The 25,699-nt window shown below is 71.4% G+C and carries 25 protein-coding genes and 1 tRNA gene; 10 read left to right on the forward strand and 16 right to left on the reverse strand.

Going from position 1 to position 25,699, the window contains the following annotated elements:
- Positions 1-56: 56 nt before the first annotated feature.
- Together rlmB and ABZ208_RS11400 are read left to right on the forward strand one after the other, a co-directional pair.
- Entirely contained in the window at positions 57-1,010 is a 954-nt protein-coding gene (gene rlmB, locus ABZ208_RS11395) for a 23S rRNA (guanosine(2251)-2'-O)-methyltransferase RlmB (protein ID WP_356909260.1), read from the forward strand.
- A 111-nt stretch (positions 1,011-1,121) separates the two neighbouring features.
- Positions 1,122-2,834 carry a DoxX family protein gene (locus ABZ208_RS11400; protein WP_356909261.1) on the forward strand — a complete coding sequence of 571 codons (1,713 nt, stop codon included), beginning with the start codon at positions 1,122-1,124 and terminating at the stop codon, positions 2,832-2,834.
- A gap of 102 nt (positions 2,835-2,936) precedes the next feature.
- Here the strand turns inward: ABZ208_RS11400 and ABZ208_RS11405 are convergent, their stop codons facing one another.
- The 3 genes from ABZ208_RS11405 to ugpC all read right to left on the reverse strand — a co-directional run bounded on the left by ABZ208_RS11405 (position 2,937) and on the right by ugpC (position 5,555).
- Positions 2,937-3,659: a nucleotidyltransferase family protein gene (locus ABZ208_RS11405; protein ID WP_356909262.1), complete on the reverse strand. Its 723-nt coding sequence runs from the start codon at positions 3,657-3,659 to the stop codon at positions 2,937-2,939.
- Positions 3,660-3,759: 100 nt separating this feature from the next.
- Complete coding sequence (locus ABZ208_RS11410; protein ID WP_356909263.1) at positions 3,760-4,182, reverse strand: hypothetical protein; 423 nt, start codon at positions 4,180-4,182, stop codon at positions 3,760-3,762.
- Between the two features lie 236 nt (positions 4,183-4,418).
- Entirely contained in the window at positions 4,419-5,555 is a 1,137-nt protein-coding gene (gene ugpC, locus ABZ208_RS11415) for a sn-glycerol-3-phosphate ABC transporter ATP-binding protein UgpC (RefSeq protein WP_328399137.1), read from the reverse strand.
- A 181-nt stretch (positions 5,556-5,736) separates the two neighbouring features.
- On the opposite strand from ugpC, the gene ABZ208_RS11420 reads away from it, so the two are divergent.
- Positions 5,737-5,813 (forward strand) — tRNA-Thr (locus tag ABZ208_RS11420).
- A 178-nt stretch (positions 5,814-5,991) separates the two neighbouring features.
- On the opposite strand, the gene ABZ208_RS11425 is transcribed toward ABZ208_RS11420, so the two are convergent.
- Positions 5,992-7,383: an FAD-dependent oxidoreductase gene (locus tag ABZ208_RS11425; RefSeq protein ID WP_356909264.1), complete on the reverse strand. Its 1,392-nt coding sequence runs from the start codon at positions 7,381-7,383 to the stop codon at positions 5,992-5,994.
- A 196-nt stretch (positions 7,384-7,579) separates the two neighbouring features.
- On the opposite strand from ABZ208_RS11425, the gene ABZ208_RS11430 reads away from it, so the two are divergent.
- Complete coding sequence (locus tag ABZ208_RS11430) at positions 7,580-8,050, forward strand: GNAT family N-acetyltransferase (RefSeq protein ID WP_356909265.1); 471 nt, start codon at positions 7,580-7,582, stop codon at positions 8,048-8,050.
- Here the strand turns inward: ABZ208_RS11430 and ABZ208_RS11435 are convergent.
- Positions 8,047-9,042: a zinc-binding dehydrogenase gene (locus ABZ208_RS11435; RefSeq protein ID WP_356909266.1), complete on the reverse strand. Its 996-nt coding sequence runs from the start codon at positions 9,040-9,042 to the stop codon at positions 8,047-8,049. The genes ABZ208_RS11430 and ABZ208_RS11435 overlap by 4 nt on opposite strands.
- A 129-nt stretch (positions 9,043-9,171) precedes the next feature.
- Here ABZ208_RS11435 and ABZ208_RS11440 point away from each other — a divergent pair, with 129 nt between their 5' ends.
- Positions 9,172-9,858 (forward strand): pentapeptide repeat-containing protein, encoded by a 687-nt coding sequence (locus tag ABZ208_RS11440; protein WP_356909267.1) that lies wholly within the window; start codon positions 9,172-9,174, stop codon positions 9,856-9,858.
- Positions 9,859-9,905: 47 nt separating this feature from the next.
- Here ABZ208_RS11440 and ABZ208_RS11445 read toward each other — a convergent pair whose 3' ends face one another.
- The 3 genes from ABZ208_RS11445 to ABZ208_RS11455 all read right to left on the reverse strand — a co-directional run bounded on the left by ABZ208_RS11445 (position 9,906) and on the right by ABZ208_RS11455 (position 12,362).
- Positions 9,906-10,406 carry a hypothetical protein gene (locus tag ABZ208_RS11445; RefSeq protein WP_356909268.1) on the reverse strand — a complete coding sequence of 167 codons (501 nt, stop codon included), beginning with the start codon at positions 10,404-10,406 and terminating at the stop codon, positions 9,906-9,908.
- Between the two features lie 199 nt (positions 10,407-10,605).
- A complete protein-coding gene (locus ABZ208_RS11450; RefSeq protein WP_356909269.1) occupies positions 10,606-11,250 on the reverse strand; it encodes a response regulator transcription factor in 645 nt (214 codons plus the stop codon).
- Complete coding sequence (locus ABZ208_RS11455; protein ID WP_356909329.1) at positions 11,247-12,362, reverse strand: sensor histidine kinase; 1,116 nt, start codon at positions 12,360-12,362, stop codon at positions 11,247-11,249. The genes ABZ208_RS11450 and ABZ208_RS11455 overlap by 4 nt, the downstream gene beginning before the upstream one ends.
- A gap of 288 nt (positions 12,363-12,650) precedes the next feature.
- Here ABZ208_RS11455 and ABZ208_RS11460 point away from each other — a divergent pair, with 288 nt between their 5' ends.
- Together ABZ208_RS11460 and ABZ208_RS11465 are read left to right on the forward strand one after the other, a co-directional pair.
- The gene (locus tag ABZ208_RS11460; RefSeq protein ID WP_356909270.1) at positions 12,651-13,193 is read left to right on the forward strand and encodes a heme-binding protein; all 543 of its coding nucleotides are present in this window, start codon (positions 12,651-12,653) and stop codon (positions 13,191-13,193) included.
- 169 nt (positions 13,194-13,362) lie between these two features.
- Positions 13,363-14,712 carry a M1 family metallopeptidase gene (locus tag ABZ208_RS11465; RefSeq protein ID WP_356909330.1) on the forward strand — a complete coding sequence of 450 codons (1,350 nt, stop codon included), beginning with the start codon at positions 13,363-13,365 and terminating at the stop codon, positions 14,710-14,712.
- Positions 14,713-14,733: 21 nt separating this feature from the next.
- Here ABZ208_RS11465 and ABZ208_RS11470 read toward each other — a convergent pair whose 3' ends face one another.
- Positions 14,734-15,447, reverse strand: a complete 714-nt coding sequence (locus ABZ208_RS11470) for a hypothetical protein (RefSeq protein WP_356909271.1) — start codon at positions 15,445-15,447, stop codon at positions 14,734-14,736.
- Positions 15,448-15,542: 95 nt separating this feature from the next.
- Complete coding sequence (locus ABZ208_RS11475) at positions 15,543-16,118, reverse strand: TerD family protein (protein WP_328399146.1); 576 nt, start codon at positions 16,116-16,118, stop codon at positions 15,543-15,545.
- A gap of 150 nt (positions 16,119-16,268) precedes the next feature.
- Here ABZ208_RS11475 and arfB point away from each other — a divergent pair, with 150 nt between their 5' ends.
- Complete coding sequence (arfB, locus tag ABZ208_RS11480) at positions 16,269-16,697, forward strand: alternative ribosome rescue aminoacyl-tRNA hydrolase ArfB (protein ID WP_328399147.1); 429 nt, start codon at positions 16,269-16,271, stop codon at positions 16,695-16,697.
- Positions 16,698-16,769: 72 nt separating this feature from the next.
- On the opposite strand, the gene ABZ208_RS11485 is transcribed toward arfB, so the two are convergent.
- Positions 16,770-17,324: a flavin reductase family protein gene (locus ABZ208_RS11485; protein ID WP_356909272.1), complete on the reverse strand. Its 555-nt coding sequence runs from the start codon at positions 17,322-17,324 to the stop codon at positions 16,770-16,772.
- A 308-nt stretch (positions 17,325-17,632) separates the two neighbouring features.
- Here ABZ208_RS11485 and cdgB point away from each other — a divergent pair, with 308 nt between their 5' ends.
- Both cdgB and ABZ208_RS11495 read left to right on the forward strand, forming a co-directional pair.
- Positions 17,633-19,276: a diguanylate cyclase CdgB gene (gene cdgB / locus ABZ208_RS11490; RefSeq protein ID WP_356909273.1), complete on the forward strand. Its 1,644-nt coding sequence runs from the start codon at positions 17,633-17,635 to the stop codon at positions 19,274-19,276.
- 87 nt (positions 19,277-19,363) lie between these two features.
- Positions 19,364-20,332, forward strand: coding sequence for a carbohydrate-binding protein (locus ABZ208_RS11495; protein WP_356909274.1), 969 nt, complete (start codon positions 19,364-19,366; stop codon positions 20,330-20,332).
- On the opposite strand, the gene ABZ208_RS11500 is transcribed toward ABZ208_RS11495, so the two are convergent.
- The 5 genes from ABZ208_RS11500 to ABZ208_RS11520 form a co-directional block, all read right to left on the reverse strand.
- Positions 20,322-21,173, reverse strand: a complete 852-nt coding sequence (locus ABZ208_RS11500) for a class II fructose-bisphosphate aldolase (RefSeq protein WP_356909275.1) — start codon at positions 21,171-21,173, stop codon at positions 20,322-20,324. The genes ABZ208_RS11495 and ABZ208_RS11500 overlap by 11 nt on opposite strands.
- Positions 21,174-21,319: 146 nt before the next feature.
- Positions 21,320-22,246, reverse strand: coding sequence for a 1-phosphofructokinase family hexose kinase (locus ABZ208_RS11505; RefSeq protein ID WP_356909276.1), 927 nt, complete (start codon positions 22,244-22,246; stop codon positions 21,320-21,322).
- Positions 22,247-22,392: 146 nt separating this feature from the next.
- Positions 22,393-23,568 (reverse strand): N-acetylglucosamine-6-phosphate deacetylase, encoded by a 1,176-nt coding sequence (gene nagA, locus ABZ208_RS11510; RefSeq protein ID WP_356909277.1) that lies wholly within the window; start codon positions 23,566-23,568, stop codon positions 22,393-22,395.
- On the reverse strand, positions 23,568-24,500 hold the full coding sequence (locus ABZ208_RS11515) for an ROK family protein (RefSeq protein ID WP_356909278.1): 933 nt from the start codon (positions 24,498-24,500) through the stop codon (positions 23,568-23,570). Before ABZ208_RS11515 ends, nagA begins: the two co-directional genes overlap by 1 nt.
- Before the next feature lie 153 nt (positions 24,501-24,653).
- A complete protein-coding gene (locus tag ABZ208_RS11520) occupies positions 24,654-25,553 on the reverse strand; it encodes a sugar isomerase (protein WP_356909279.1) in 900 nt (299 codons plus the stop codon).
- Positions 25,554-25,699 lie beyond the last annotated feature (146 nt).

Consider the following 25,699-nt stretch of genomic DNA (forward strand, 5'->3'; position numbering starts at 1 on the left):
GGGCGGCACACTTTCTTACGTACGTACGCTTTCGAAGCTTCAGGAAACAGGTAGTCATGGCCGGGAACAGCCAGCGCAGGAACCGCCGCACGTCCAACAAGAAGGGCGCGCAGGTCGGCAGCGGTGGCCAGCGACGCCGCGGCCTGGAGGGCAAGGGCCCGACGCCGCCCGCCGCCGCCCGTAAGGGGCACAAGAAGAACCGGATCGCGAACGCCCAGGCCAAGAAGACCGCCGCACGCCGTCCGGTCGCCCGCCGCGGCGGTAAGGGCACCTCCGAGATGGTCGTCGGCCGCAACCCCGTCTTCGAGGCGCTGCGCGACGGCGTGCCCGCCTCCACGCTCTACGTCCAGCAGTTCATCGACAACGACGAGCGTGTGCGCGAGGCGCTCCAGCTCGCCACCGGCCGCGGCAACATCAACATCATGGAGGCGCCGCGCCCCGAGCTCGACCGGATGACGAACGGGCTCAACCACCAGGGCCTGGTGCTCCAGGTCCCGCCGTACGAGTACGCGCACCCCGAGGACCTGGCCGCCGCCGCCTTCGACGACGGCGAGGACCCGCTGATCGTCGCCCTCGACGGCGTCACCGACCCGCGCAACCTCGGCGCCGTCGTCCGCTCCGTCTCCGCCTTCGGCGGCCACGGCGTCGTCGTCCCCGAGCGCCGCGCGGCCGGCATGACCGCGGGCGCCTGGAAGACCTCCGCCGGCACGGCCGCCCGTACGCCGGTCGCGCGGGCCACCAACCTGACCCGCGCCCTGGAGTCGTACCAGAAGGCGGGCCTGACCGTCGTCGGACTCGCCGCCGACGGTGACGCGGAGGTCGGCGACCTCGAAGCGCTCGGCGGCCCCGTCGTCATCGTCGTCGGCAGCGAGGGCAAGGGCCTGTCGCGTCTGGTCGGCGAGACCTGCGACTTCCTGGTCCGCATCCCGATGCCCGGCGGCGCCGAGTCCCTCAACGCGGGCGTCGCCGCCGGCGTGGTGCTCTACGAGGCGGCCAAGCGCCGCGGCTGACGCCCTGGATGACCGGACCGGGGCAGAAAACGGCCGAATGGGATCGCTTGACGGGTCTCGGACAGATCGGGCCCGTCACGGCCGTGCCCTAAGTACACATCACTCGGTTAGATGAGTGTGGACACCAGAACGCCCCGGTCCGGGTTCGACGAGCAGCCTGCGCTGAGCATGGTCAAGGTGCACTGCGATCCCGCGCAGGTCATCGTGAACCACGTCAGCTTCCGGGTGCAGCTCGCCCGGAAGCAGCGCCCCGCACCCGTCACCGCACGGCTCGGCTCCCTCGCCGGAGCCGGCCCGGTCGCACGGCGCAGGGCACCCGTCGTATGGAGCGGCAGGTCGGCCCCTGGGGACTCCGGCGCGACCGGCCTGATCCAGGCCGTACGCAACTCCACCCTGTCACACGACACCTTCAACACGGGCGCGACGCAGGTCATGCCGCGGATCGACCTCGACGACGAGACCGTGCAGACCCTCGAGCGGCCCGCGATCGACCACCCCGGCGGCCCCGGGCACCGCAACCGGCCACTGCTGCCCCCGATGCGGCAAGCGGTCGGCGCCTACGACTCCTACCCCACCGCCTCGCCCGACCCGTACCCCGCCGCCGACTTCAACGGCCCGTACGAGTCGCGCCCGAACGGCTCTCGTCCGTACGACTCCCGCCCGTACGCCCAGGACCCGTACGCCTCCGGAAGCACACAGGACCAGGAGCCCTACGAGGAAGAGGAGTTCGAGGTCCAGCGCCCGCAAGGCACCCCACCGCGCTTCGGCGCCGACACCGTACGGCACGCCTACTACCCCGGCCGCCGCATGAACCTCGGCGTCGTACTGCTGCCGCTGCGCGTGTTCCTCGGCTTCATCTCCATCTGCGCCGGCATGGGCAAACTCTGCGACCCCGTGTACTTCGAGGGCGGTGAACGCGGCTCGATGGTCAAGTGGCTCCACTCCCTCCACCCCTGGGGCCTCGCCGAACCACTGCGCGACTTCGCCCTCTCCCACCCCGTCGGCGCGGGCCTGAGCGTCGCCTTCCTCCAGATCGTCGTCGGCGTCCTCACTGTCCTCGGCCTGTGGCAGCGCGTCGCCGCCGTCGTCGGCGCCCTGCTGTCCGCCGCGCTCATCCTGACCGTCACCTGGCGGACCGTCCCCGTCTACGACGCGCCCGACATCATCTTCCTCGCCGCCTGGTCCCCGCTGATCATCGCGGGCGCACCCGTCTACTCCGTGGACGGCCGCCTCGCCGGCGAAGCCTGGCGCACCCTCGGCCCCCGCTCCGAACTGTGGGACCTGCGACGCCGCGTCCTGATCCGCGGCAGCCTGGTCGCCGCCGTGGTCGTCGGCCTCACCATGCTCGTCGGCTCCATGCTCGGCGGCGCCGTACGCTCCACCGAGATGGTCACCGTGCCGGGACCCGGCCAGGACCCGACCAACCACCTGCCCGGATCGCCGCTCGCGCAGGAGTCCGCAGAGGGCAGGCGCAGCTCCTCGGGCACCCGCACGGACAGGCCGGCGCCGTCCACGAGCGGCTCCGCCACACCCGAGGCCGCGAAGTCCACGCCCGCCGAGGACACCGTCCGTGAGACCGGCCGGGTCGGCGAAGCGCCCAGCCAGACACAGGGCACCGGCCGGCAGCCGCCCACCGGCTCCCAGCCGGCCCCGCCGCCGTCCAGCAGCTCCGGGCCCACCTCGAGCGGCGGCACCGGCACGGGCGGCGGCAGCACCGGCGGGGGCTCCACCGGCGGCTCAGGCGGTTCGGGAGGCGGGTCCGGCGGCAGCGGCGGCAGTGGCGGCTCGTCCGGCGGGCAGGTCATCGGCGGCCTGCTGGGCTGAGCAGCGCGGCCCGCGCGACGAAGCAGACGAGCAGACGAGCAGACGACGCAAGAGGGCGGTCACCGGATGTCCCGGTGACCGCCCTCGTCCGTGCCATCGACCTCAACGCGCCTGAGAGGCAAGCTCCTTGGCGGCCTCGGTCAGGTCCTTCGCCGTGTCGATCGCCCGCCAGTACGCCCCCTGCGGCAGCGGAAAGCCCGCCAGCTGCCGCTCACGCGCCAGATGCGGGAACGTGGTGCGCTCATGGTCACCGACGTCCGGCAGCAGCTCGACGAACGCCGCCGAGAACACGTACACACCCGCGTTGATCAGATAGGGCGACGGCGGGGACTCGATGAAGTCCGTGATGTGCCCGAAAGCGTCCGTCTCCACGGCACCCCACGGGATACGCGGACGGGCCAGGGCCAGCGTCGCGACGGCATCCCGCTCTGTGTGGAACGCGGCCATCTCGCGCAACGAGAAGCGCGTCCAGATGTCGCCGTTGGTGGCGTACCAGGGCTGGTCGGGATGCGGCAGACGGGCCGCGGCGTACTTCAGGCCGCCACCACGGCCCAGCGGCTCGGTCTCCACGACCGTCGTGACGCGCAGCGGGAGTTCGGCGTTCTCCAGCCACTCCTGGAGAACCTCGGCGAGATGACCGCAGGACACGACGGCGTCCGTGACGCCCTCGGCGGCGAGCCAGGCCAGCTGATGCCCGATGATCGGGGTCCCCGTACCCGGGATCTCCACCATCGGCTTGGGGCGGTCGTCGGTGTACGGGCGAAGCCGCGAGCCCTGGCCGCCGGCCAGGACCACGGCCTGCGTCGGATACGTAGGCGTTTGCATGCCGTGCACCCTATGCGGCGCGCGGAGCGCGGCGCAGACCGGACCCGCGTCGGCGGACCCGGTCCGGGAATCGGCGTCGAAAAGCGGCGCCCCGCGGGCGTCAGCTGCCCTGTGCCTGCTGCACCACTCCGTAGGCGAAGGAGGTGTCGCACACGGGCCGGGAGAAGGACTGGGCGCGTGTGGGGCCGTAACGGTCCACGGCGGCCCGGCCGAGGGCGCGCGCGATGGACATGCAGTGCTTGGCGAGCGACGGACGCGCCTCGACCTCGCGCTGGAGCCGGGTGAGCGCGGTGCCGGGGTCCTTCGCCTGCAGCTCGGTGAGCAGCCGGTCGCGCAGAACGTCCTGCGGAGCACGGGACTTGGCGCGTACCGACACGTCCTGGGAGGAGGCGGTGAGCATCTGCGACTGGGTCGCCGTGCCTGCCCACGGGACGCTGGTGACCGCGAGGGTTCCGGAGAGCACCAGGACAACGGGCAGAACGAGGGCGAGAGTGCGGCCGATTCGGCGTGCTGAGTGGGTCACGCGAGTGAGCGTAGCGGGGAGTGATGATTTGGCGACATTTAGTCACTCACGTGGGGGATGGTTCGACGATTCTTTTCGAATTGCGTGTTGACGACCTGGGGTGAAATGCCAGAACTGTGCTGATCCGACAGGGTATTTGTCGGCATGAAGGAAAAGCCGGACCTCGCACCGCGGTGCAAGGTCCGGCTTCTCTCTGTCGGTTGGTCAGTAACCGAACCGCTCGGTCACCGAACCGCTCAGTCGCTGAGGCGCTCACCCGTCGAGGTCGCGAAGACGTGCATCTCGCCCGGCCGCGGCACGACGTGCAGCTCGCTGCCCTTGGCCGGCACGGAACGGCCGCCGACACGGACCACGAGGTCCTTGTGCTCGCCGCCGACCTGGGCGGAGCCGTACACGTAACCGTCGGCGCCGAGCTCCTCGACGACGTTCACCGAGACGGCGAGACCGGCCGGAGCGTCCTCGGTGTCCTTCGACAGCGAGCCCGCGGCCGAACCGCCGAGCTCGACGACATCGAAGTGCTCGGGGCGGACGCCGACCGTCACGGTCGTGTCGCCGCGGTCCGCGGCCGCGGACAGGGCCTCACGGGAGACGGGGACGACGCTGTTGCCGAACTTCACACCACCGTCGGTGATCGGCACCTCGACGAGGTTCATGGCCGGGGAGCCGATGAAGCCGGCGACGAAGAGGTTGGCGGGGCGGTCGTACATGTTGCGCGGCGAGTCGACCTGCTGCAGCAGACCGTCCTTGAGCACGGCCACACGGTCACCCATGGTCATGGCCTCGACCTGGTCGTGGGTGACGTAGACGGTCGTGATGCCGAGACGGCGCTGGAGGGACGCGATCTGCGTACGGGTCGACACGCGGAGCTTGGCGTCGAGGTTCGACAGCGGCTCGTCCATGAGGAAGACCTGCGGCTCACGCACGATGGCGCGGCCCATGGCGACTCGCTGACGCTGACCGCCGGAGAGGGCCTTGGGCTTGCGGTCCAGGTAGTCGGTCAGGTCGAGGATCTTGGCGGCCTCTTCGACCTTCTTGCGGATCTCGCCCTTGTTGACGCCGGCGATCTTCAGGGCGAAGCCCATGTTGTCGGCGACGCTCATGTGCGGGTACAGCGCGTAGTTCTGGAACACCATCGCGATGTCCCGGTCCTTGGGCGGCAGGTGGGTGACGTCGCGGTCACCGATGCGGATGGATCCGCCGTTGACGTCCTCGAGGCCCGCGAGCATGCGCAGGGACGTGGACTTTCCGCAGCCGGAGGGCCCGACCAGTACGAGGAACTCTCCGTCCTCGATCTCGATCTGGAGCTGGTCGACGGCGGGCTTGTCGGAGCCCGGGTAGATCCGGGTCGCCTTGTCGAACGTGACAGTGGCCATGCTGATGTATCTCCTTCACCGGCAGGAACGTGCCGGACGATCCGAGTAAAGGATGGATGGGTCTAGTCCACCGGAGCGGACCTCCCGAGACGGTACCTGGCGATGTCGGATCTGTCAGCAGTCCATGGGCGACGAAATTCTCGAACGCGGCAGCGCGGGGGTTGGTTACACTGCAACCGCTGCCTCCTTAGCTCAGCTGGCCAGAGCACCGCTCTTGTAAAGCGGGGGTCGTCGGTTCGAACCCGACAGGGGGCTCCAATGCCCAGGACGGCACGTCCGTCCTGGGCTCTTTCATGCCTACTGCCGAGGCGTCAGTGCCATGACGCCCTGGCCCCGGCTCGGAGTGTGCGGGCCGATCTCGGGAGGGTCGATGCTCGGCGCGCCTGCCGACTCGGGTGCGAGCTCCCACTGGAGGTAGTGCCACTCGTCCTCGTCGTCACCGACGGCCCGCGATCTTGTCCGCCAGTGTGGCGAGGCGGGACGTGGTGGGGGTGCAGGTGGTGGATTCCTGGTGGTCGGCCTTGCGGTAGGCCGCGTAGAGGCTGTGGACGCCGAGCCAGCGCAGGGGTTCCGGTTCCCAGGTGCGGACCTTGTGGTTGACCCAGGGGAGGGTCGTGAGGTCGGTGGGGCCCGACTGGCCCGAGTCCTGCTGGATCAGGTCGCGCAGGGTGCGGGCCGCGAGGTTGGCGGTGGCCACGCCGGAGCCGACGTAGCCGCCTGCCCAGCCGAGGCCGGTGGCGCGGTCGAGGGTGACGGTGGCGCACCAGTCGCGGGGGACGCCGAGGACGCCGGACCAGGCGTGGTCGATGCGGGCGCCGGCGGTGGTGGGGAAGAAGCGGACGAGGATGTCGCGCAGGGCTTCGACGGTGGCGGGCTGGGTGCGGCCGTCGTTGTCGGTCCTGGAGCCGTAGCGGTAGGGGATGCCGCGGCCGCCGAGTGCGATGCGGTTGTCGGCGGTGCGCTGGGCGTACATGTAGGCGTGGGCCATGTCGCCGAGGGTTTCGCGGCCGTCCCAGCCGATGGTGTCCCAGGTGGACGGGGGGAGGGGCTCCGTGACGATCATGGAGGAGTTCATGGGGAGCCAGGTGCGGTGCTGGCCCTTGAGGGAGGCGGTGAAGCCTTCGGTGCAGCGCAGGATGTAGGGGGCGCGGACTGTGCCGTAGGGGGTGACGGCGTGCTTGGGCTTGATCTCCGTGACGGGTGTCGACTCGTGGATGGTGACGCCGAGGGCTTCTGCGGCTGCTGCAAGGCCTTTGACGAGTTTGACGGGGTGGAGCCGGGCGCCGTGGGGGGTCCAGGTGGAGGCGATGGCGCCGGTGACGCGGATGCGTTCGGCGGTCTCGCGGGCGCCGAACAGGACGCGGTCCTTCTCGCCGAAGGCGATCTCGACGGAGTGGAAGGCTTTGAGGCGGGCGAGTTGGGCGGGGGTGTGGGCGATTTCGAGGACGCCGCCGTGGTGGATGTCGGCGTCGATGTTCTCTGCGCCGGTGGTGCGTATGACTTCGTCGACGGTGTTGTTCATGGCCTGCTGGAGGCGGACGGCGGCGTCGTGGCCGTGGAGTCGGGCGTAGCGGTCGCGTCCCGCGATGCCGTTGTAGAGCCAGCCGCCGTTGCGGCCGGAGGCGCCGTAGCCGCAGAACTTGGCTTCCAGGAGGGTGATGTTGAGGAAGGGGACGGCCTTCTTGAGGTAGTACGCGGTCCACAGGCCGGTGTAGCCGCCGCCCACGATGCAGACGTCGGCGGTGGTGTCGCCGGGGAGGGGTTCGCGGGGGAGGGGGGTGCCGTCCTGTGCGTACCAGAACGATATGCCGCCGTTGACGGTGTTCATGTCTGCTGCTGCTTCCCTGCCGGTCGTGTGGGTGTGCGGGGGTGCGCGTGGGGTGCGTGTGGCGGGAATTTACTGCTGCGGCGGGGTTTTCGCGATGTGGGCGGTCGGGGCGCGCTCGGCAGTGGGGGCGGGTGGCCGGTGTCCATTGCTCGGGCGCTGCTGGCACGGCAGGTGTCCGGCGGGGCAGGGTGGGGTCATGATTCGTACTGCTGTACCTGCTGATGTCCCTGTGATCCACGCGATGGTCCGTGAGCTCGCCGACTACGAGAAGGCCTTGGACGAGGCCCGGGCGAGTGAGGAGCAGTTGCGGGAGGCGCTGTTCGGGGAGCGTCCTGCGGCGTTCGCGCATGTCGCGGTGACGGACGAGGGCGAGGTGGCCGGGTTCGCGTTGTGGTTCTTGAATTTCTCGACGTGGCGCGGGGTGCACGGGATCTATCTGGAGGATCTGTATGTGCGGCCGTCGCTGCGGGGCGGCGGTTACGGGAAGGCGCTGTTGACGGAGCTGGCGCGGATCTGTGTGGAGCGCGGCTATGAGCGTCTGGAGTGGTCGGTACTGGACTGGAACACCCCGTCGATCAACTTCTACAAGTCGCTGGGTGCGAGGCCGCAGGACGAGTGGACGGTGTACCGGTTGACCGACGAGGCGCTGACGGCTCTGGGGGCCTAGGGGATCAGGACGACCTTGCCGATGGTGGCGCGGCTCTCGAGTGCGTGGTGGGCTGCCGCGGCGTCGGCGAGGGGGAAGCGGTGGACGGCGGGGCGGAGCCGGCCGGCGGCGGCTTCGGCGAGGGAGCGGGTTTCGAGGGCGAGCAGGCCGCCTGCCTTCTTGAGCATGGTCGGGCCGAGGACGCTCTCGGAGGTGATGCCGCGTTCGGTGAGTTCCTTGTCGGTGAAGGTGAGGGGCGCGTCGGCGAGGATGCCTTCGCTGGACCAGCCGAAGACGATGTGCCGGCCGCCCTTGCCGAGGAGGTCGACGGCGGCGCGGCCGGGGGTGCCGCCGACGGAGTCGTAGACGACGGTGGCGGTGCGGTCGCCGAGGTGGGCGCGGACCTGGTCGGGCCAGTGGGGGAGCGTGTAGTCGATGGCGAGGTCGGCGCCGTTGGCCTGGACGCGGGTGGCTTTTTCGGGGCCGCCGGCGAGGCCGATGACGGTGGCGCCGGCGTTCTTGGCGTACTGGACGAGGAGTGTGCCGATGCCGCCGGCGGCGGCGGGGACGATGGCGATGTCGTCGGGGCCGAGGTCGGTGTACTGGAGGATGCCGAGTGCGGTGCGGCCGGTGCCGATCATGGCGACGGCTTCGGCTTCGTCGAGGGGGTCGGGGACGGTGTGGAGTCGGTCGGCGCCGGTGACGGCGAGTTCGGCGTAGCCTCCGGGGGCCGTGCCCAGGTGGGCGACGACGCGTTTGCCGAGCCAGCTCTTGTCGGTGCCTTCGCCTGTGCGGTCCACGGTGCCGGCGACTTCGCGGCCGGGGATGGTGGGCAGTGGAGTGGGGGTGGGGAAGGGGCCTTGCGCGCCTTGGCGCAGTGCGGTGTCGAGGAGGTGGACGCCGGCTGCGGCGACGGTGATCCGTACCTGGCCGGGGCCGGGTTCGGGGTCGTCGGTCGTTTCGTAGGTGAGGTTTTCCGCGGGTCCGAAGGCGTGGAGGCGGATGGCGCGCATGGCGGGACTCCTCGTAGGTGTGCGTGGTCCGGGTGGCTACGAGGGAGACTCTTCAACCTCAAGTTTGCTTGAGGTCAAGCGGCGGTGCGGGTGCGGGGTGTTGTCAGTGGCGGAGGCCACCATGGGGTCATGGCGAAGGCACGCAGGACGACGACGGCCGCGCGGGTGGCGGAGGTGCGGCTGCCGCCGCTCGAGCCGTACGAGGGTGGTGGGCTGGAGCCGGACGGGGACTACGACGGCCTGGAGTTCTCGGGCCTGGATCTCGCTGGGCAGTCGGGGCGGGGCGCGCGGTTCATCGACTGCGCACTGCGGGAGTGCGCGCTGGACGGGACGGAGCTGGTGCGGGCCCGGTTCGTCGACAGCGTGCTGAGCGGTGTGCGGGGGGTGGGGGCGGACCTGGGGAGTGCGTCGCTGCGGGACGTGGAGGTGACGGACGCGCGGCTGGGAGGGGCGCAGCTGCATGGCGCGGCGCTGGAGAGGGTGCTGATCAGGGGCGGGAAGATCGACTATCTGAATCTGCGGGAGTCGAGGCTGACGGACGTCGTCTTCCAGGGATGTGTGCTGTCCGAGGCTGATTTCGGGGGCGCGCAGCTGGAGCGGGTGGAGTTCCGGGACTGTGTGCTGCGGCGGGTGGACTTCACGGCGGTGCGGATGAAGGACGTCGATCTGCGGACGGTGGCGGAGCTGGACATCGCGCGGGGGGTGGAACGGCTGGCGGGGGCGGTGATCAGTACGGCGCAACTGCTGGATCTGGCACCGGCGTTCGCGGCGCAGATCGGGGTGCGGGTGGAGGACGGTCCGGGCGGTCGCGGGTAGGCCTGGGCGCGGCGTGCGCGGCGTGCGCGGCCGGGGCTGCCGGCCGCCTAGGTCGTGCGCGGGAAGCGGGCCTGGAGGTCCCAGATCAGGGGGTTGTCGGCCAGGCCGTCGTGCATGTCCGTGAGGTCGGCGATCAGGTCGTGCAGGAAGTCGCGTGCCTCGCGGCGCAGTTCGCCGTGGTTGAAGGTCAGCGGTCGTTCGTCGCCCGGCATCCAGTCGGCCTCGACGTCCACCCAGCCGAAGCGCCGTTCGAAGAGCATGCGGTCGCTGGACTCGGTGAAGTCGAGCTCGGCGTACTGGGGCTTTGCTGCGCGGCTGCCGAGGGGGTCGCGGTCGAGCTGCTCGACGATGTCGCACAGGGCCCAGGCGAAGTCCAGGACGGGCACCCATCCCCAGGCTGTGGACACCTCGCGGTCCTCCTTGGTGTCCGCGAGGTACACGTCACCGCAGAAGAGGTCGTGCCGCAGGGCCTGGACGTCCGCGCGCCGGTAGTCGGTCTGCGGGGGGTCGGGGAAGCGGCGGGAGAGGGAGTAGCCGATGTCGAGCACGTAGGCGATGGTGTCACGCCTGGTGGCGTGTGCCGTATGGCCGGGTGCGCGGTGGGCGCGGGACCTGCGGAAACGTATCGCTTGGACGCTCGGGTGATGATCCGGGTCACGGCCGAGGGGGGCATACGCCGGCGGTGTGGCACTGCTGTCCGAGCCGCTCGGCTTCGAGCTCGACACCGGTGCGTTCCGGGCCGACCGGTCACAGCAGCAGCCGCTGCTCCTTCGCCACCGCCACCGCCCCCGCCCGCGTGTCCACGCCCAGCTTGGCGTAGATACGGCCCAGGTGTGTCTTCACCGTCGCCTCGCTGATGAACAGGGCCCGCGCGATCTCCCGGTTGCCCAGGCCCTGGGCGAGCTGGCCCAGGATGTCGCGTTCGCGGTTCGTCAGGGTCGGGCCGGCCGCGCCGCGCATGCGGTCCATGACGCGGCCGGCGACCGGGGCCGACAGGGCGGTGCGGCCCTCGGCCGCCGCGCGGATCGCCGCGAAGAGTTCCTCGGGCCGCTCGGCCTTCAGCAGATAGCCCGTCGCGCCCGCCTCGATGGCGCGGGTGATGTCGGCGTCCGTGTCGTAAGTGGTGAGCACCAGGACATGGACCTCGGGCGAGGCGATCCGGCGGGTGGCCTCGACCCCGTCGATGCCCGCCCCGAGCTGGAGATCCATCAGTACGACGTCCGGCTTCAGCTTGGTGGCCATGGCGACGGCCTCCTCACCGCTGCCCGCCTCGCCCACGACCTCGATGTCGCTCTCGCTGCCGAGGAGGGCGAGCAGCCCGGCGCGTACGACCGCGTGGTCGTCGCAGAGCAGGATCCGTGTGCAGTGCGGGGCCGCCTTGCCGACCGTCATGGCATCTCCAGGGGGACGGCCGCCGAGAGCACCGTGCCCTCGCCCGGCGTCGACTCGATGGTCAGGGTGCCGCCGAGCTGGCGGACCCTGGCCCGCATGGCGGGCAGGCCGTGGCCGCGTACGCCGCCGGGCGCCTCGCCGGCCTCGAAGCCCCGGCCGTCGTCCGCGATGTCGAGGACGACCTGGTCCTCGAGGTAGGTGAGGGTCACCGCGGCGGCGTTCGCGCCCGCGTGTTCGCGGACGTTCGCCAGTGCGCCCTGGGCGATGCGCAGGAGTGCCGACTGCACCCGCTCGGGCAGGGCGACCGGTGTGCCGTCGACCTGGAAGCCCGCGGACTCGCGCGCCGCGACCGTACGCAGCGCCTCCTCCAGGCTGCCGCCCTCGGCGAGGTCGGCGGGCGCCAGGTCGTGGACGAAGCGGCGGGCCTCGGCGAGGTTGTGCTCGGCGATCGACCGCGCGGTACGGACATGGCGGCGCGCGGTCGCAGGTTCGCCGTCCCAGGTGCGCTCGGCGGCCTGCAGCAGCATCTGCTGGCTGGACAGGCCCTGTGCGAGGGTGTCGTGGATCTCCATGGCGAGACGCTGCCGTTCGGCGAGGGTGCCTTCGCGGCGTTCGGTGGCGGCCAGTTCGCGGCGGGTGGTGATCAGGTCGTCGATGAGAGCGCGCTGGTGGCCGGCGAGCCGTTCGGCGTGGACGAAGACGGCGGTGGCGATCGCCGCGACGGCAGGTGGGGCGATGACGAGGTTGGGGTCGAAGCCGCCGTGCGCGAGCTTGAGCTGCGCGGCGACCACGAACACGGTGAGCAGCGTGACCAGGGCGATCGCGGCGCGTATCGGCAGCGTCCGCAGCCCCGTGTAGAAGAGGGGCACCGCGCACCAGGCGAAGCTCGGCGCGAGAACGACCAGCACCATCCACACCGCGACGACGGTGAACAGCCACAGGCGCACCGGAAGGCGGGGTGTGGCGCGCGGGCCGAACACCGGCCCGAGGACGTACAGAACGGCGAGCGCGGCGGACAGCCCGATGATCCACGGGGAGCGGATCTCCCAGGGGTGGCGCAGCAGATAGCGGGCGAGGGAGGCGCCGAGCAGCAGGAAGAAGGCGGCGTGCATGACCCGGGCCAGCCAGCGGGCGTCGGGGTCCTGCTCGTGCACGGTTGACTCCTTGCTCGTCGCCGGTCTCCGGACGCCGGTCGTCGGGCGCTTTCACCAGGGCTGTGACCTGGTCGTACGGATCCATCGTCGCCCGGGCGGACCGGGGCGGCATCAGCCGATCGGCTGACATGGCCGTCGTCCGTCGTGCGCGGGGACGGCAGCCGGTCCGCGGACCGTGGAAGGCCGGTGGCCGCCGGAGGATCGATGGCAGAGCGAAACGACCCCCTCGGCCTCAAGGAGCCACCCATGAAGAAGATCCTGATCGGTGCCACCGCCACCGCAGCCGTCGTCGCCGCCGGTATGGCCGGCGCCGTCTCCGCCGGCGCGGCCGCCCCGGCCGCAGGGCCCGCCCCGGCCGTGACGGCCGATGTCCCGGACCACGGTCTGCGGCAGTCCACGCACCTGACGATCGAGTCCGCGACCAAGGCCGCTCAGGCGACGCTGAAGGCCGCCGAGAAGGAGAACCAGCGCATCACCGTCGCCGTGGTCGACCGCAACGGCAACACGATCGTCACGCTGCGCGGGGACGGCGCCGGCCCGCAGTCGTACGAGTCGGCCGAGCGCAAGGCGTTCACCGCGGTGTCCTGGAACGCGCCCACCTCCGTGCTGGCCGGGCGTCTGGCCCAGGCCCCGAACCTGAAGGACATCCCGGGCACGCTGTTCCTCGCGGGCGGGGCCCCGGTCACGGTCAAGGGTGCCCCCGTCGCGGGCATCGGTGTGGCGGGCGCGCCCAGCGGTGACCTGGACGAGGGGTTCGCTCAGGCCGGAGTCGCCTCGCTCGGCAGGTGACCGTCGTCGTCGGCGCGGTGAGCGGCGTGAGCCCCGGACCGGTGCTGACCGGTGCTCGCCGGCCGTCCCGGATGCCTTGGGAGACGGTGCGCGGTGTCCGGCCTAGGATCATGAAGTGCACTCCTGTCGTTCTGCCCGGACCGCCGCCCCGGCCGCCGCCGTCGCCCTGCTGCTCGTGACCGGCAGCGCGGGCTGTACCGGCGGTGATGCGGGCGTGCAGGGCACACCGGGTGCCGCAGGTCTGCGTGACCCGTTGTTCCCCAAGCTCGGCAACGGCGGATACGACGTCCGACACTATGGACTGACCCTCGGCTACGACCCCGCCACCGGCCGTCTCAAGGGCACCGCGGAGATCACCGCACGCGCCACCCAGGACCTGAGCGCCTTCCATCTCGACCTGCGCGGGCTGACGGTCCACGGCGCGACGGTCGACGGGGCGGCGGCCGCGACCAACCGGGCCGGCGACGAACTCACCGTGCGTCCGCGCGACGACATCGAGAAGGGCGCCAAGTTCCGTACGGTCATCCGCTATTCCGGCACTCCGCGGCCGGTCACCAATCCGGACGAGTCCCAGGAGGGCTGGCTGGCCAGTGAGGGCGGGGCTCTGGCGGTCGGCGAGCCCACCGGGTCGTCCACGTGGTTCCCCGGCAACCACCACCCCTCCGACAAGGCGACGTACGACATCGAGGTGACCGTCCCCGCGGGCCTCAAGGCCGTCTCCAACGGGGAGTTGACCAGCGAGCGCACCCGTGGCGGGAAGACCACGTTCGTCTGGCGCTCGAAGCAGCCGATGGCGGGCTATCTCGCCACTCTCGCCGTCGGTGACTTCCGGGTGGCGTCCTCGCGTACCCCCGCCGGGTTGCCCGTGATCACCGCGGTCGACCCGGCGGTGGCCGAGGACAGTGCGGAGCTGCTGGGCAGGATTCCCGAATTCATGAAATGGGGGACCGAGAACTTCGGCCCGTACCCGTTCTCGTCGACCGGCGCGATCGTGGTGCCGACGGACGAGGTCGCCTATGCCCTGGAGACCCAGTCCCGTCCCGTTTTCCCGCAGGAGCAGTTCAACGAGCCGACCCTCGTGCACGAGATCGCCCACCAGTGGTTCGGCAACTCGGTCTCGCCCGCCTCCTGGCAGGACATCTGGCTGAACGAGGGCTTCGCCACCTACGCCGAGTGGCTCTGGGCCGAGGAGGCCGACGGCACACCGGCGGAGGAGAGCTACGAGGAGGCGTTCGCCGACGACGAGAACTGGGCCTTCCCGCCCGCCGATCCGCCGGGCGCCGAGGACATCTTCGCAAGGCCTGTGTACATGCGCGGGGCGATGGTGCTGCACAAGGTGCGCGAGGCGGTCGGCGACGAGAGGTTCTTCTCCATCGTGAAGGGCTGGGCGGCGAAGTACCGCCACGGCAACGCCACCACCGACGACTTCACCGCGTATGTCGAGAAGGAGTCGGGCAAGGATCTGACGGAGCTGTGGGACGTGTGGCTGTACGGGGAGGAGAAGCCGGCGCGGCCCTGACCGACAGGTGCGTCCGCCCGGTCATTTCGCCCAGGGCGGGGAGAACTCGATGTGCAGCTCGTCCCAGCCGCCTGCCTGCAGTTCCTCCCAGGTGAAAAGGCCTCGGCAGACGTGGTAGTTGCAGCCGCCCGCGATGTAGAGCCCGGTCGCGGCGGCGGGCGGCCCCTCCTCGGTGACGGCGAACACCTGCCGGGCGGCTTCCCGCAGGGCTGGTGTGGTGCCGGTCAGGAACAGCGTCTCGGCGAATTCGTCCTGGCGCAGCCCGCTGCTGTCGGGGTCGCTCCACGGCGCGCGGCCGCTCGCGTGGCCGGCCTGCAGATCGGATTCGGGCACGCTCGCGGTGCGGGTCTCGCGCGGTGCGTTCCCCGCGGTCAGCCGCTCCCGCAGTTTCTTCCACCGGGTGGGCCGGAACTGCACGGCCCGGTGCGCCAGTACGAGGTCGAGCGGCTTCTCGTCCTCCCAGCCGACGCCGGGGGCGGTCGCGGTGGTGCGCATGGGCAGGTGGATCAGGGTGCGGGGGGAGCGTGCCGCGAGCAGGAACAGGGTTCCGATGCGGTGGCCGTCGGGCCGGTCGACGTACAGGTCGAGCGAGCGGCGGCTGCGGTAGAAGGCGCCGTTCTTCAGCGGCTTCGCCGGGGAGATGACCCGGAACTCCGTTCCGTCCATCCGCACCCGCTGGACGGTGATCTTCAGGCGCAGGCTGTCCCGGGTCAGGGGTGCCCTCGAGGCGGTCATCCTGGTCTCCTGCTTCTGGTTCGGTCCGCCGGAGGGCACACAATAGGGCCCCGGCGTCTGCCGGGGCCCTGTGTTTTCGCTCGTGGATCCTGACGTCAGAGGTTGACGCCGAAGTCGCGGGCGATGCCTTCGAGGCCGGAGGCGTAACCCTGGCCGACGGCGCGGAACTTCCACTCCGCGCCGTTGCGGTACAGCTCGCCGAAGACCATGGCGGTCTCGACCGCGGCGTCCTCGCTCAGGTCGTAGCGGGCGAGCTCGGCGCCGCCGGCCTGGTTGACGATGCGGATGTAGGCGTTGCGCACCTGGCCGAAGTTCTGCGAGCGGGTGACGGCGTCGTAGATGGAGACCGGGAAGACGATCTTGTCGACGTCGGCGGGCAGGCCGGCGAGGTTGACGTTGATCTGCTCGTCGTCGCCGCCGCCCTCGCCGGTGCGGTTGTCACCGGTGTGCACGATGGTCTGGTCCGGCGTGGACTTGTTGTTGAAGAAGACGAAGTGAGCGTCGGACGCGACCTTGCCCCCTGCGTTCACGCCGATGGCGGAGGCGTCGAGGTCGAAGTCGGTGCCGGTGGTGGTACGGACGTCCCAGCCGAGGCCGACCGTGACGGCGGTCAGGCCCGGTGCCTCCTTGGTGAGCGAGACGTTGCCGCCCTTGGACAGGCTTACTGCCATTGGGAAGTCCCCTTCGTGATCGAGTGTGTCGGGCTTCGAGTCCTCCCGAAGCTACCGTCATCCGTCATAACGCAGGCAGGGGACTGCCAGGTTCCATACGCGGGCGGAAAAGAGGATGACGGTCCGTCGAACCCACGGGACCATGGACACATGTCCGGGCCCTACATCATCCGTGGCTCGGTCTCCCTGCCGGAGGCCGAGCTGATCTGGCGTTTCTCGCGGTCCTCGGGGCCCGGCGGCCAGCACGTCAACACCAGCGACTCGCAGGTCGAGCTGCGCTTCGATCTCGCGAGGACGCAGGCGCTGCCCCAGGTCTGGAAGGACCGTGCGCTGGAGCGGCTCGCGGGCCGGCTGGTGGGCGGGGTGGTCGCGGTCCGTGCGTCGGAGCACCGCAGTCAGTGGCGCAACCGCGAGACGGCGGCCGTGCGGCTGGCGTCCTTGCTGGCGGAGGCGACGGCGCCGCCGCCGAGGCCGCGGCGGGCGACGAGGATTCCGCGGGGCATCAACGAGCGGCGGCTGCGCGAGAAGAAGCAGCGGGGCGACACGAAGCGGGGGCGGTCGGGGCGGGACTGGACCTGAGTCTCCCGGGCTCGTGCCCCGGACCCCGCGGCCCTTCGACGGCGGCCGGCCGGTGCCGCAGCTGTCGCTGCCTCACCCCAGGTGCCGGTAGCGCCCCTTGTAGTACGTCAGCGGGCCGCCGTCGCCTCCCGTGAGGCCGACCTTGAGGACGCGGCCTGTGACCAGCGTGTGGTCGCCCGCCTCGATCCTGTTCTCCGTGCGGCATTCCAGCGTCGCCAGTGCCCCGGTGATCAGAGGGGCGCCGCACACCTCGCCCCGTTCGTAGGCGATGTCCGCGAAGAGCAGGCGGTCGCTGACGCGGCCCTTCATGGCGAAGCGGCCCGCGACCTGGCGCTGGGTGTCGGTGAGGAGCGAGACGCCCCACAGCGGGACGTCCGTGAGCAGGTCGTCCATGCGTGAGCCGTTGCGCAGGCTCACCAGGACCAGCGGCGGGTCCAGGGAGACCGACATGAACGCCGTCGCGGTCATGCCCACGTCCTCGCCGCGCGGTCCGTCGTCGGGGTCGTGCGCGGTCACCAGGACCACGCCCGCCGTCAGGCGGGACATGGCGGCGCGGAACTCCTCGTTGCTCACCCCCTCAGCATGGGGGATGGCGGAAGAGGCGGTATCGGGGGTTGTCTGCAACACACCAGGAACGCTAGATGCGACCGCCGCCCGCCCGCATCGGGCCAGGGGACCAGGGCCGGGGCGGGTCGGTCCTAGGACCGGCCTCGTGGACCCGCTCGCGCGCACACGGGTTCAAGAAAGCGACGGCCGTCCCGCGCTCCTGTGTCTGACTCTTCATCACCTGATGTGACTTGACTCACAGAGGCCATGAATTGTTGACCCTGTGTACCGGGTGGGCAGCTCGCTGTGATTCAGTGGCGGGGACAGACCAATCAGTACGCCGATGAGAACCCTGGAGTTTGCTGTCGAAGTCTCGGGGAGAGCGAGCGATGGAGACCGAGTCGGAGCCCTACGTCCGTCTTGCGACCCTGCGGCAGCTGCACCAGGTGGTCGCGGACCTCAACACGGCCCGTAGCCTGGCCGACACCCTGCAGACCGTCGCCGACGGAATCGTCGCTGGTCTGGGATACGAGCTGGCCTGTGTCAACCTCGTGCGCCCCGATGGTGATCTCGTCGTCGCCGCGTTCGCCGGCAGCGCCGCCGCCGAAGCCCTCATCACCGGCCGCGTCGGCTCCCGCCCGTCCTGGGAGCGCAGGCTGTCCATGGGCGAGGCATGGGGCGAGCTCCGCTTCATCCCGCACACCGAGGGCTGGGTCCTCATAGAGGACGACGTTCCGCAGTGGCACACCGAGGGCCCCGAGCCCCGCTTCGACGACGAGTGGCATCCCCACGACCGCCTCTACGCCCCGATGTACGCATCGGGCGGCGGCCGCGAGCTGCTCGGCGTGATCTCCGTCGACCGGCCGCGCAACGGACGTCGGCCCGGCCCGTGGGGCCAGGAGGCGCTGCAGATGTACGCCTCCCAGGCCGGGATCGCGATCAGCAACGCCCGGCTGCGCGCCAACATGCAGCGGGCCCTGGTCCGTCTGGAGCGCGAGCAGCAGGCCCTGCGCGCCAGCGAGGAATCCTTCCGTCAGGCGTTCGAGTACGCCCCTTCCGGCATGGCGATCGCCGAGATGGGCGGCGACCAGCACGGCCGGCTGCTGCGCACCAATGACGCCCTGTGCCGCCTGCTGGGGCGGCCCGCCTCCGCGATGCGGCGGTACTCCTTCGCCGACCTGGTCCACCCCGAGGACGTCGGCACGCTGCTGCGTACCTCCGCCGAGGGCGGCCGGGCCGAGATCAGACTGGGCCGCCGCGACGGCACGTATGTCTGGGTGTCGCTGCGCAACTCCGTGGTCGCCGACACCGCCGACGGCCCCCGTTTCCTGCTCACGCACGTCGAGGACATAGAGGACCGCAAGCGCCATGAGCTGCAGCTCGCGCACCGCGCCTCGCACGACGCGCTGACCGGTCTGCCCAACAGCGCCGAGCTGCGCGCGCGCCTCAGCTCCCGGCTGTGCGAGCGGCCGAACGCGGCGTACGCCGGTGACATCGAGACGCTGGACGCCGCCTACGACAGGGACGGCGAGGGACTCTTCCGCGGAGACGGTTTCGGCTTCGACGCGGTCGGCGCCCGGGCGTACGACCACCATGTGCACACCGTCGCACCGGACAGCGAGTACGACGACGGGGCCAAGGGCCTTGCGGTGCTCTTCTGCGACCTGGACGGCTTCAAGTCGATCAACGACCGCTTCGGGCACCAGACGGGCGACGCCGTCCTGGTCGAGGTCGCGCGCCGGCTCACCACCGGCGTACGGGACGGTGACACGGTCGCCCGGCTCGGCGGCGACGAGTTCGTGGTCCTCGCCGACGGGCTGGGCGCCGCCGACGCGGCTGACCTCGCCGTACGCCTGCGCAACGCGATCATCCTGCCCATCCGGGTGGGCGGCAGGGGCGTGCGCGTCGGCGCGAGCTTCGGAATCGGCTGGGCCAGTTGCGGGATGTCCGTGGAGGAAGTGTTGCAGTCCGCCGACCAGCGGATGTACATCGAGAAAAGGTCCCGTTCCAAGGTGCATCGCCGCGCCGGATGAGGCCTACGCCACCCGGTGGACCAGCATGCACCGGGTAGGCTCGGCCGCGTCAGCGTTGTGCTGACGAGATGGTGAGGAGTGACTGGGATGACGGCCGCGAACACCGGCGCGAGCACGCCCGAGGACGACGACCCGTTCGGCTACCTGTACGAGGACGGGCAGGCCGCGGGCGCGACCCCTCCCGGCCAGGGCCGCGGTTACGGCTACCCCGGTCCCGCCGCGCAGCCCGGCGTCCCCAGGACGTCGTACAACCAGGTCCGCACGGTGGGTGACCGCCGGCAGTACGGTCAGCAGGTCCCGCCGCAGCAGGCGTACGGGCAGCCGACCGCGCACTACGCGGCCCCCGAGACGTATCCCGGTGCCGCGGCCCAGACCCGCCAGGTCCCGATCCCGGCCCAGCAGGGCCACGGTGGCAGCCGTGGCGGTGGCCGCAGTGGCGGACCCAACACCAAGGGCCTGCTGATCGGTGCGATCGCCGTGGTCGCGGTCGTCGTGATCGGAATCGGTGCCGCGCTGCTCACCAGCGGCGACGAGAAGGACAAGGCAGGCAACAAGCCGGGCGCGGGCGGCACCCCGACCGCGGCCGAGTCCGTGGAGACGACCCCGGAGGCCAAGCCGGAGGAGTCCCCCGCCGAGCTCCCGAAGCAGGACGCGGCGACGCTGCGGCTGGGCCCGCCCGCGACGCTCGCGAAGGACGTCCCGGGCGCGGTGGGCGCGGGCGGCGCGTATGTCATGTTCAACGGTGTCGGCGGCTCGGCGAGCTGGTCGGTCGAGGTGCCCGAGGCCGGCGACTACACGCTGTTCATCACGTACAGCGTGCCGGGCAAGGACGCCAAGACCTCGCTGACGGTCAACAGCGGTGAGCCGCGGTCGATCAACATGAAGAACTTCGCGAAGGCGGCGGAGGGCGACTGGGCCAAGGGCTGGACCAACACCTACGCCTACGTGAACCTCGACAAGGGCAAGAACGACCTCAAGATCTCCTGCGAGCAGGGCGATCAGTGCGAGGCGTACCTCGACCAGGTCTCGCTGAAGGCCGGCAACGTCAGGAACTGAGCACCCGCAGGAAACCCGCCACCGTCCCGGCCATCGCCTCGCGAGCCGGGACGAGGTATTTGCGGGGGTCGACGGTCTTCGGGTCGGCCTCCAGGAAGGCGCGGACAGCGCCCGTGAACGCCGTGTTCAGGGCCGTGCCGACGTTGATCTTGACCATGCCGGAGGCGACGGCCGAGCGGATCTCCTCGTCGGGGACGCCGGAGGAGCCGTGCAGCACCAGCGGGACGGGCACGGTGTCGCGCAGGCGGGCGATCAGGCCGTGGTCCAGGGCGGCCGTGCGCTCGGTCATCGCGTGCGAGGAACCGACGGCGACCGCGAGCGCGTCGACGCCGGTCGCGGCGACATACGCGGCGGCCTCCTTCGGGTCGGTCCGTACGCCCGGGGCGTGCGCGTCCAGCGGCGCCTCGCCCTCCTTCCCGCCCACCTTGCCGAGCTCGGCCTCGATCCAGATGCCGCGCTCGTGACCCCAGCTGACCGCCTTTGCCGTGGCCGCGACGTTCTCCGCGTACGGCAGCTTGGACGCGTCGAACATCACCGAGCTGAAGCCCGCCTCGTGGGCGGCGTACAGCAGGTCCACGGAGACCACATGGTCGAGGTGGAGCGCGAGCGGCGCGAAGGAGGAGCGGGCGACGGCGGCGGCAGCGGCGGCGACGGCCTCCACCCGGCCGCCGTGGAATGTCACCGCGTTCTCGGAGATCTGCAGGATCGCGGGCGCGGCCACCTGCTCGGCCCCGGCGGCGATCGCCTCGGCGTGCTCGAGGGTGATGACGTTGAACGCGGCGATGCCGTGGCCGCGGTCCGCGGCGGCGGAGACGAGTTCACCGGTGGTGACCAGGGGCATGACGGATTCTCACTTCCCGGGCCCGTGCGGGCCCGTCCGTACGGAGCCGGGTGGGCGCGCCCGGCGTCTCGCTCGTGCCGGATGTGCGCGGGTGAGGCAAGGATCGGCTGTCGGCCCGCCCGGGGCACGAACGCCGGCCCCTCGGCTCATGCCGCGGCCGCGCGTTCGGTCACCGCGATCCGCGGCAGCAGTTCGGCGTAGGCCGCCGCGTCGAACTCACCCGCTGCCGGAGCCAGTACGGTCGCCGCCGACAGGGCCACCGCGCGGGACAGCCTTTCGGGCCAGGGCAGTTGTTCCACCAGGCCCGACAACAGGCCCGCCACCGCCGAGTCGCCCGCGCCGGTCGGGTTGCCCTTGACCGGGGACGGCGGACTCGCCTGCCAGACGGTCGTCGGGGTGGCCACGAGCAGGCCTTCGGGGCCGAGGGAGGCGACCACCGTGTGGGCGCCGCGGCGGCGGGCGTCGCGGGCCGCGCGCAGGGGTTCGCGTGCGCCGGTGAGCTGGGCCAGTTCGTCGGCGTTGGGCTTGAGCAGGTCGGGCCGGGCCGCGATACCGCGGCGCAGCGGTTCGCCGCTGGTGTCGAGCAGCACCGGGACCCCCGCGGTGCGGGCGCGGCGCACCAGTGCGGCGTATGCGCCGACATGGATGCCCGGAGGCAGGCTGCCGCACAGGGCGACCGCCTCGGCCTCGCGCAGGAGCACGTCGTACGAGGAGAGGAACGCGGCCCACTCCTCGGGGGTGACGGTGGGTCCGGCCTCGTTCAGCTGTGTGGTGTCGCCGGTGGCGGCGTCCACGACGGCGAGCGTGCGGCGCGTGTTCCCGGCGATGGGCACGAGCGCGTCGTGCGGCCCGAGGGGCGCCAGCATCTCGCGCAGTACGGCCCCGTTGCGGCCGCCGGCGAACCCGGTGACGACCGTCTCGTGGCCGAGTGCGGCGAGCACCCGGGCGACGTTCAGCCCTTTGCCGCCGGGGCGTTCGCCGATCTCGCCGACACGGTGGGCGGTGTGCGGGGTGAGCGCGGCCACCTTGTACGTGATGTCGAGTGCGGTGTTGAGCGTGACCGTAAGGATCACCCGCTGACACCCCCATGGAACGCGTTTGCCGTGCTCGTACGGGGCCTGATCATGCCAAACGGAAGGCGGTTGGCCCAGACCCCCTCGCCGGCCAAGTGGAGCGCGCGCCGGTCCCGGGGTCAGGGCCAACCCCATGACAGCAACCGTCAAAGGCCCCTGCCCGGGGTCACCACGGTCCCGTCGGCGTGGACCCAGTGACCCCTGCGCATCACGCCCTTCAGCGTGAACTCCGCGTCGAGGACCACCAGGTCCGCGTCCTTGCCCGGCTCCAGCGACCCCACCCTGTCGTACATGCCCAGGAGCCTTGCCGGGTTGGCCGAGATGGCGCGGACGACGTCCTCGACCGGGAGGCGGTCGACGGTGACCGCGCGCCTGAAGGCGGTGTCGAGGGTGAGCGTGGAACCGGCGATCGAGCCGCCCTCCACCAGGCGCGCGACCCCGTCCTTGACCTCGACCTCGAGCGGGCCGAGTTCGTAGCGGCCGTCGCCGAAGCCCGCCGCGTCCATGGCGTCGGTGATGAACGCGACCCGCCCGGCGCCCGCGCGGTGGAAGGCGAGTTCGAGGGCGGCGGGGTGCAGATGGGTGCCGTCGTTGATCAGTTCGACGGTGATCCGCTCGTCCTCCAGCAGTGCCGCGATGGGGCCGGGCGCGCGGTGCCCGAGGGCGGGCATGGCGTTGAAGAGATGGGTCGCGACGGTCGCGCCCGCGTCGATGGCCTCGACGGTCTGCTCGTACGTCGCGTCCGTGTGCCCGATCGCGGCGATCACGCCGTGCTCGGCGAGCAGCCGTACGGAGTCGATGCCGCCGGGCAGTTCGGTGGCGAGCGTGACCATCCTGGCCGTACCGCGGGCCGCGTCGATGAGCTTGCGCACATCGGCCGGGTCGGGGTCACGCAGCAGTTCCTCGCTGTGCGCGCCCTTGCGGCAGGGGGAGATGAACGGGCCCTCGAAGTGGATGCCGGCCAGATCACCCTGCTCGACGAGTTCGGACAGGAAGCCGGCCCGGTGGGCCAGGAAATCCATGTCGCCGGTGACGGTGGAGGCGACGAGGGTCGTGGTGCCGTGCTCGCGGTGGGTGCGGACGCCCCTCAACACGTCCTCGGCGGTGCCGGAGGTGAAGGAGGCGCCGCCGCCGCCGTGGTTGTGGAGGTCGACGAAGCCGGGCACGACCCAGTGCCCGGACAGGTCGAGGACGGGGGCGTCGGCCGGTGCGGATCCGGCGATCCTCGTGCCTTCGACGACGACCCGTCCGTTCTCGACGGTCCCGGTCGGCAGGACCACCCGGGCGCCGGCGAGAACGGTGACTGTGGCGCGAGCGGCCATCAGGCGGATACCTCCGTGGCGAGTAGATCCCAGGCGAGCAGCCCTGCGCCCAGGCATCCGGCGGTGTCCCCGAGGGCCGCCGGGACGATGGCGGGCAGCTTCTGGAACGTCACACGCTCCTCGACCGCGGCCCGCAGGGGTGTGAACAAGGTTTCCCCTGCCTCGGCGAGACCGCCACCGATGATCAGAGTGCGGGGGTCCAGCAGGGTGAGCGCGGTGACCAGCCCGTCGGCGAGCGCGTCGACCGCGTCCTGCCAGACCCGTACGGCCCGCGCGTCCCCGGATGCGACAGCCTTCGCGCAGTCGGCGGCGTCCGCTTCCGCGTCCCCGGACGCGGTGGCCCAGGCGCGGGTGACCGCGGCGGCCGAGGCGACGGTCTCCAGACAGCCGCGCTGGCCGCAGCCGCAGGCAGGGCCGCCGGGCCGGACGACGATGTGGCCGATCTCGCCCGCGCAGCCGTGCGCGCCGGCCTCGATGGCGCCCGCGATGCCGATGGCGCCGGCGATCCCGGTGCCGAGCGGTACGAACAGGAAGCGGTCGGTGCCCTTGCCGGCCCCGATACGGCCCTCGGCGAGACCGCCGGTGCGCACGTCGTGTCCCAGCGCCACGGGTACCCCGCCGAGCCGCTCCGCGAGCAGGGCGCGCAGCGGTACATCGCGCCAGCCGAGGTTCGCCGCGTAGACGGCGATGCCGTCCTCGGCGTCGACGATGCCGGGGACGGCGACTCCGGCGGCCTCCGCGGCGGCACCGAGGTGGGTGGTGCCGTAGGCGCGCAGATCGGTGGCGAAGCCGAGGATGGACTCCACGACGGCGTCCGCGCCGCGGTCGCGCCCGGTGGCGCGCCGTGCCTCGTGCAGCAGTGTCCCGTCCGCCCCGACGAGGGCGGCCTTCATCCCGGTGCCGCCCACATCGAGGGCGATGACGTGTCTCACGAGGACAGTCTCGCGCGCCGGACCAGAAAAGGTCTAGTCCACTGCCCGAGATTGTTGCCACGTCATACAAACGGCATACGAGCAGGAAGCCGTCCACATGGCCCGCCTTGGGGCAGGCCTGCGGCCTGGCCGTATGTGCCGAGGTGCCCTCCCTCAGGAGGCCGAAAGGATCACGCTGCGCGTCAGGTTGCGCGGGCGGTCCGGGTCGTGGCCCTTCGACTCCGCCAGCGTCACCGCGAGACGCTGCGCGCGGATCAGGTCCGCCAGCGGGTCCGCCTCCTGGCGGGCCACCAGGGTGCCGCCCGTCCGGGCGACATCACCGGCCAGCCCCTCCGGGAGCGCGCCGAAGACCCATGCGACACGGTTCGGGCCGGTGATCGAGATCGGGCCGTGGCGGTACTCCATCGCGGGGTACGACTCCGTCCACGCGCCCGCCGCCTCGCGCAGCTTCAGGCCTGCCTCCAGCGCCAGCCCGTACGTCCAGCCGCGGCCCAGGAAGGTCCATTGCTCGGCCGCCACGACCGCTTCGGGGAGCGGCTCGGTGATCGCCAGCTCGGCGTCGACCGCGGCGTCGGCCAGTGGCTTGACACCCGGCAGCTCGTCGAGGCCGGCCCGCAGGAACGCCAGCGCCGTGGTGGCGAACCTGGTCTGGACGACCGACTCCTCGTCCGCCCAGTCCAGCACCGCGACCGCGTCCGCCGCGTCCCTCACCGGCGTCCTCGGGCCGGCCGTCAGGGCGAGCGTGGGCACCGTGCTCTTCAGCTTCGCCAGCAGGTCCAGGACCTCGGTCGTCGTACCGGACCGGGTGATCGCGACCACCCGGTCGTACGCGCGGCCCGCCGGGAACTCGGAGGAGGCGAATGCGTCGGTCTCGCCGAGTCCGCCCGCCTCGCGTAGTGCGGCATATGCAATTGCCATGTGCCAAGACGTCCCGCAGCCGATGACGGCGACGCGCTCACCCGGCCGCGGCAGACCCTCGAAGGCTGCGGCCGCCTCGGCCGCTCGGCGCCAGCAGGCGGGCTGGGTGGCTATCTCGGCTGCGGTACGGGACATGCGGGACGGCTCCTTGCAACGTGCGGTGACGGCGTCATGTGTCTCGGCGGCGGCCTACCCACTCCGTGCCGGGACGTGCGGGCGTTGCGAAAGTGATACCAGCAGTGGTGTAGACCTCATGGCCCCGATGGGAGAATCATCGCTCA

This window comes from Streptomyces sp. NPDC006208 (assembly GCF_040613775.1).
Classification (GTDB): Bacteria; Actinomycetota; Actinomycetes; order Streptomycetales; family Streptomycetaceae; genus Streptomyces.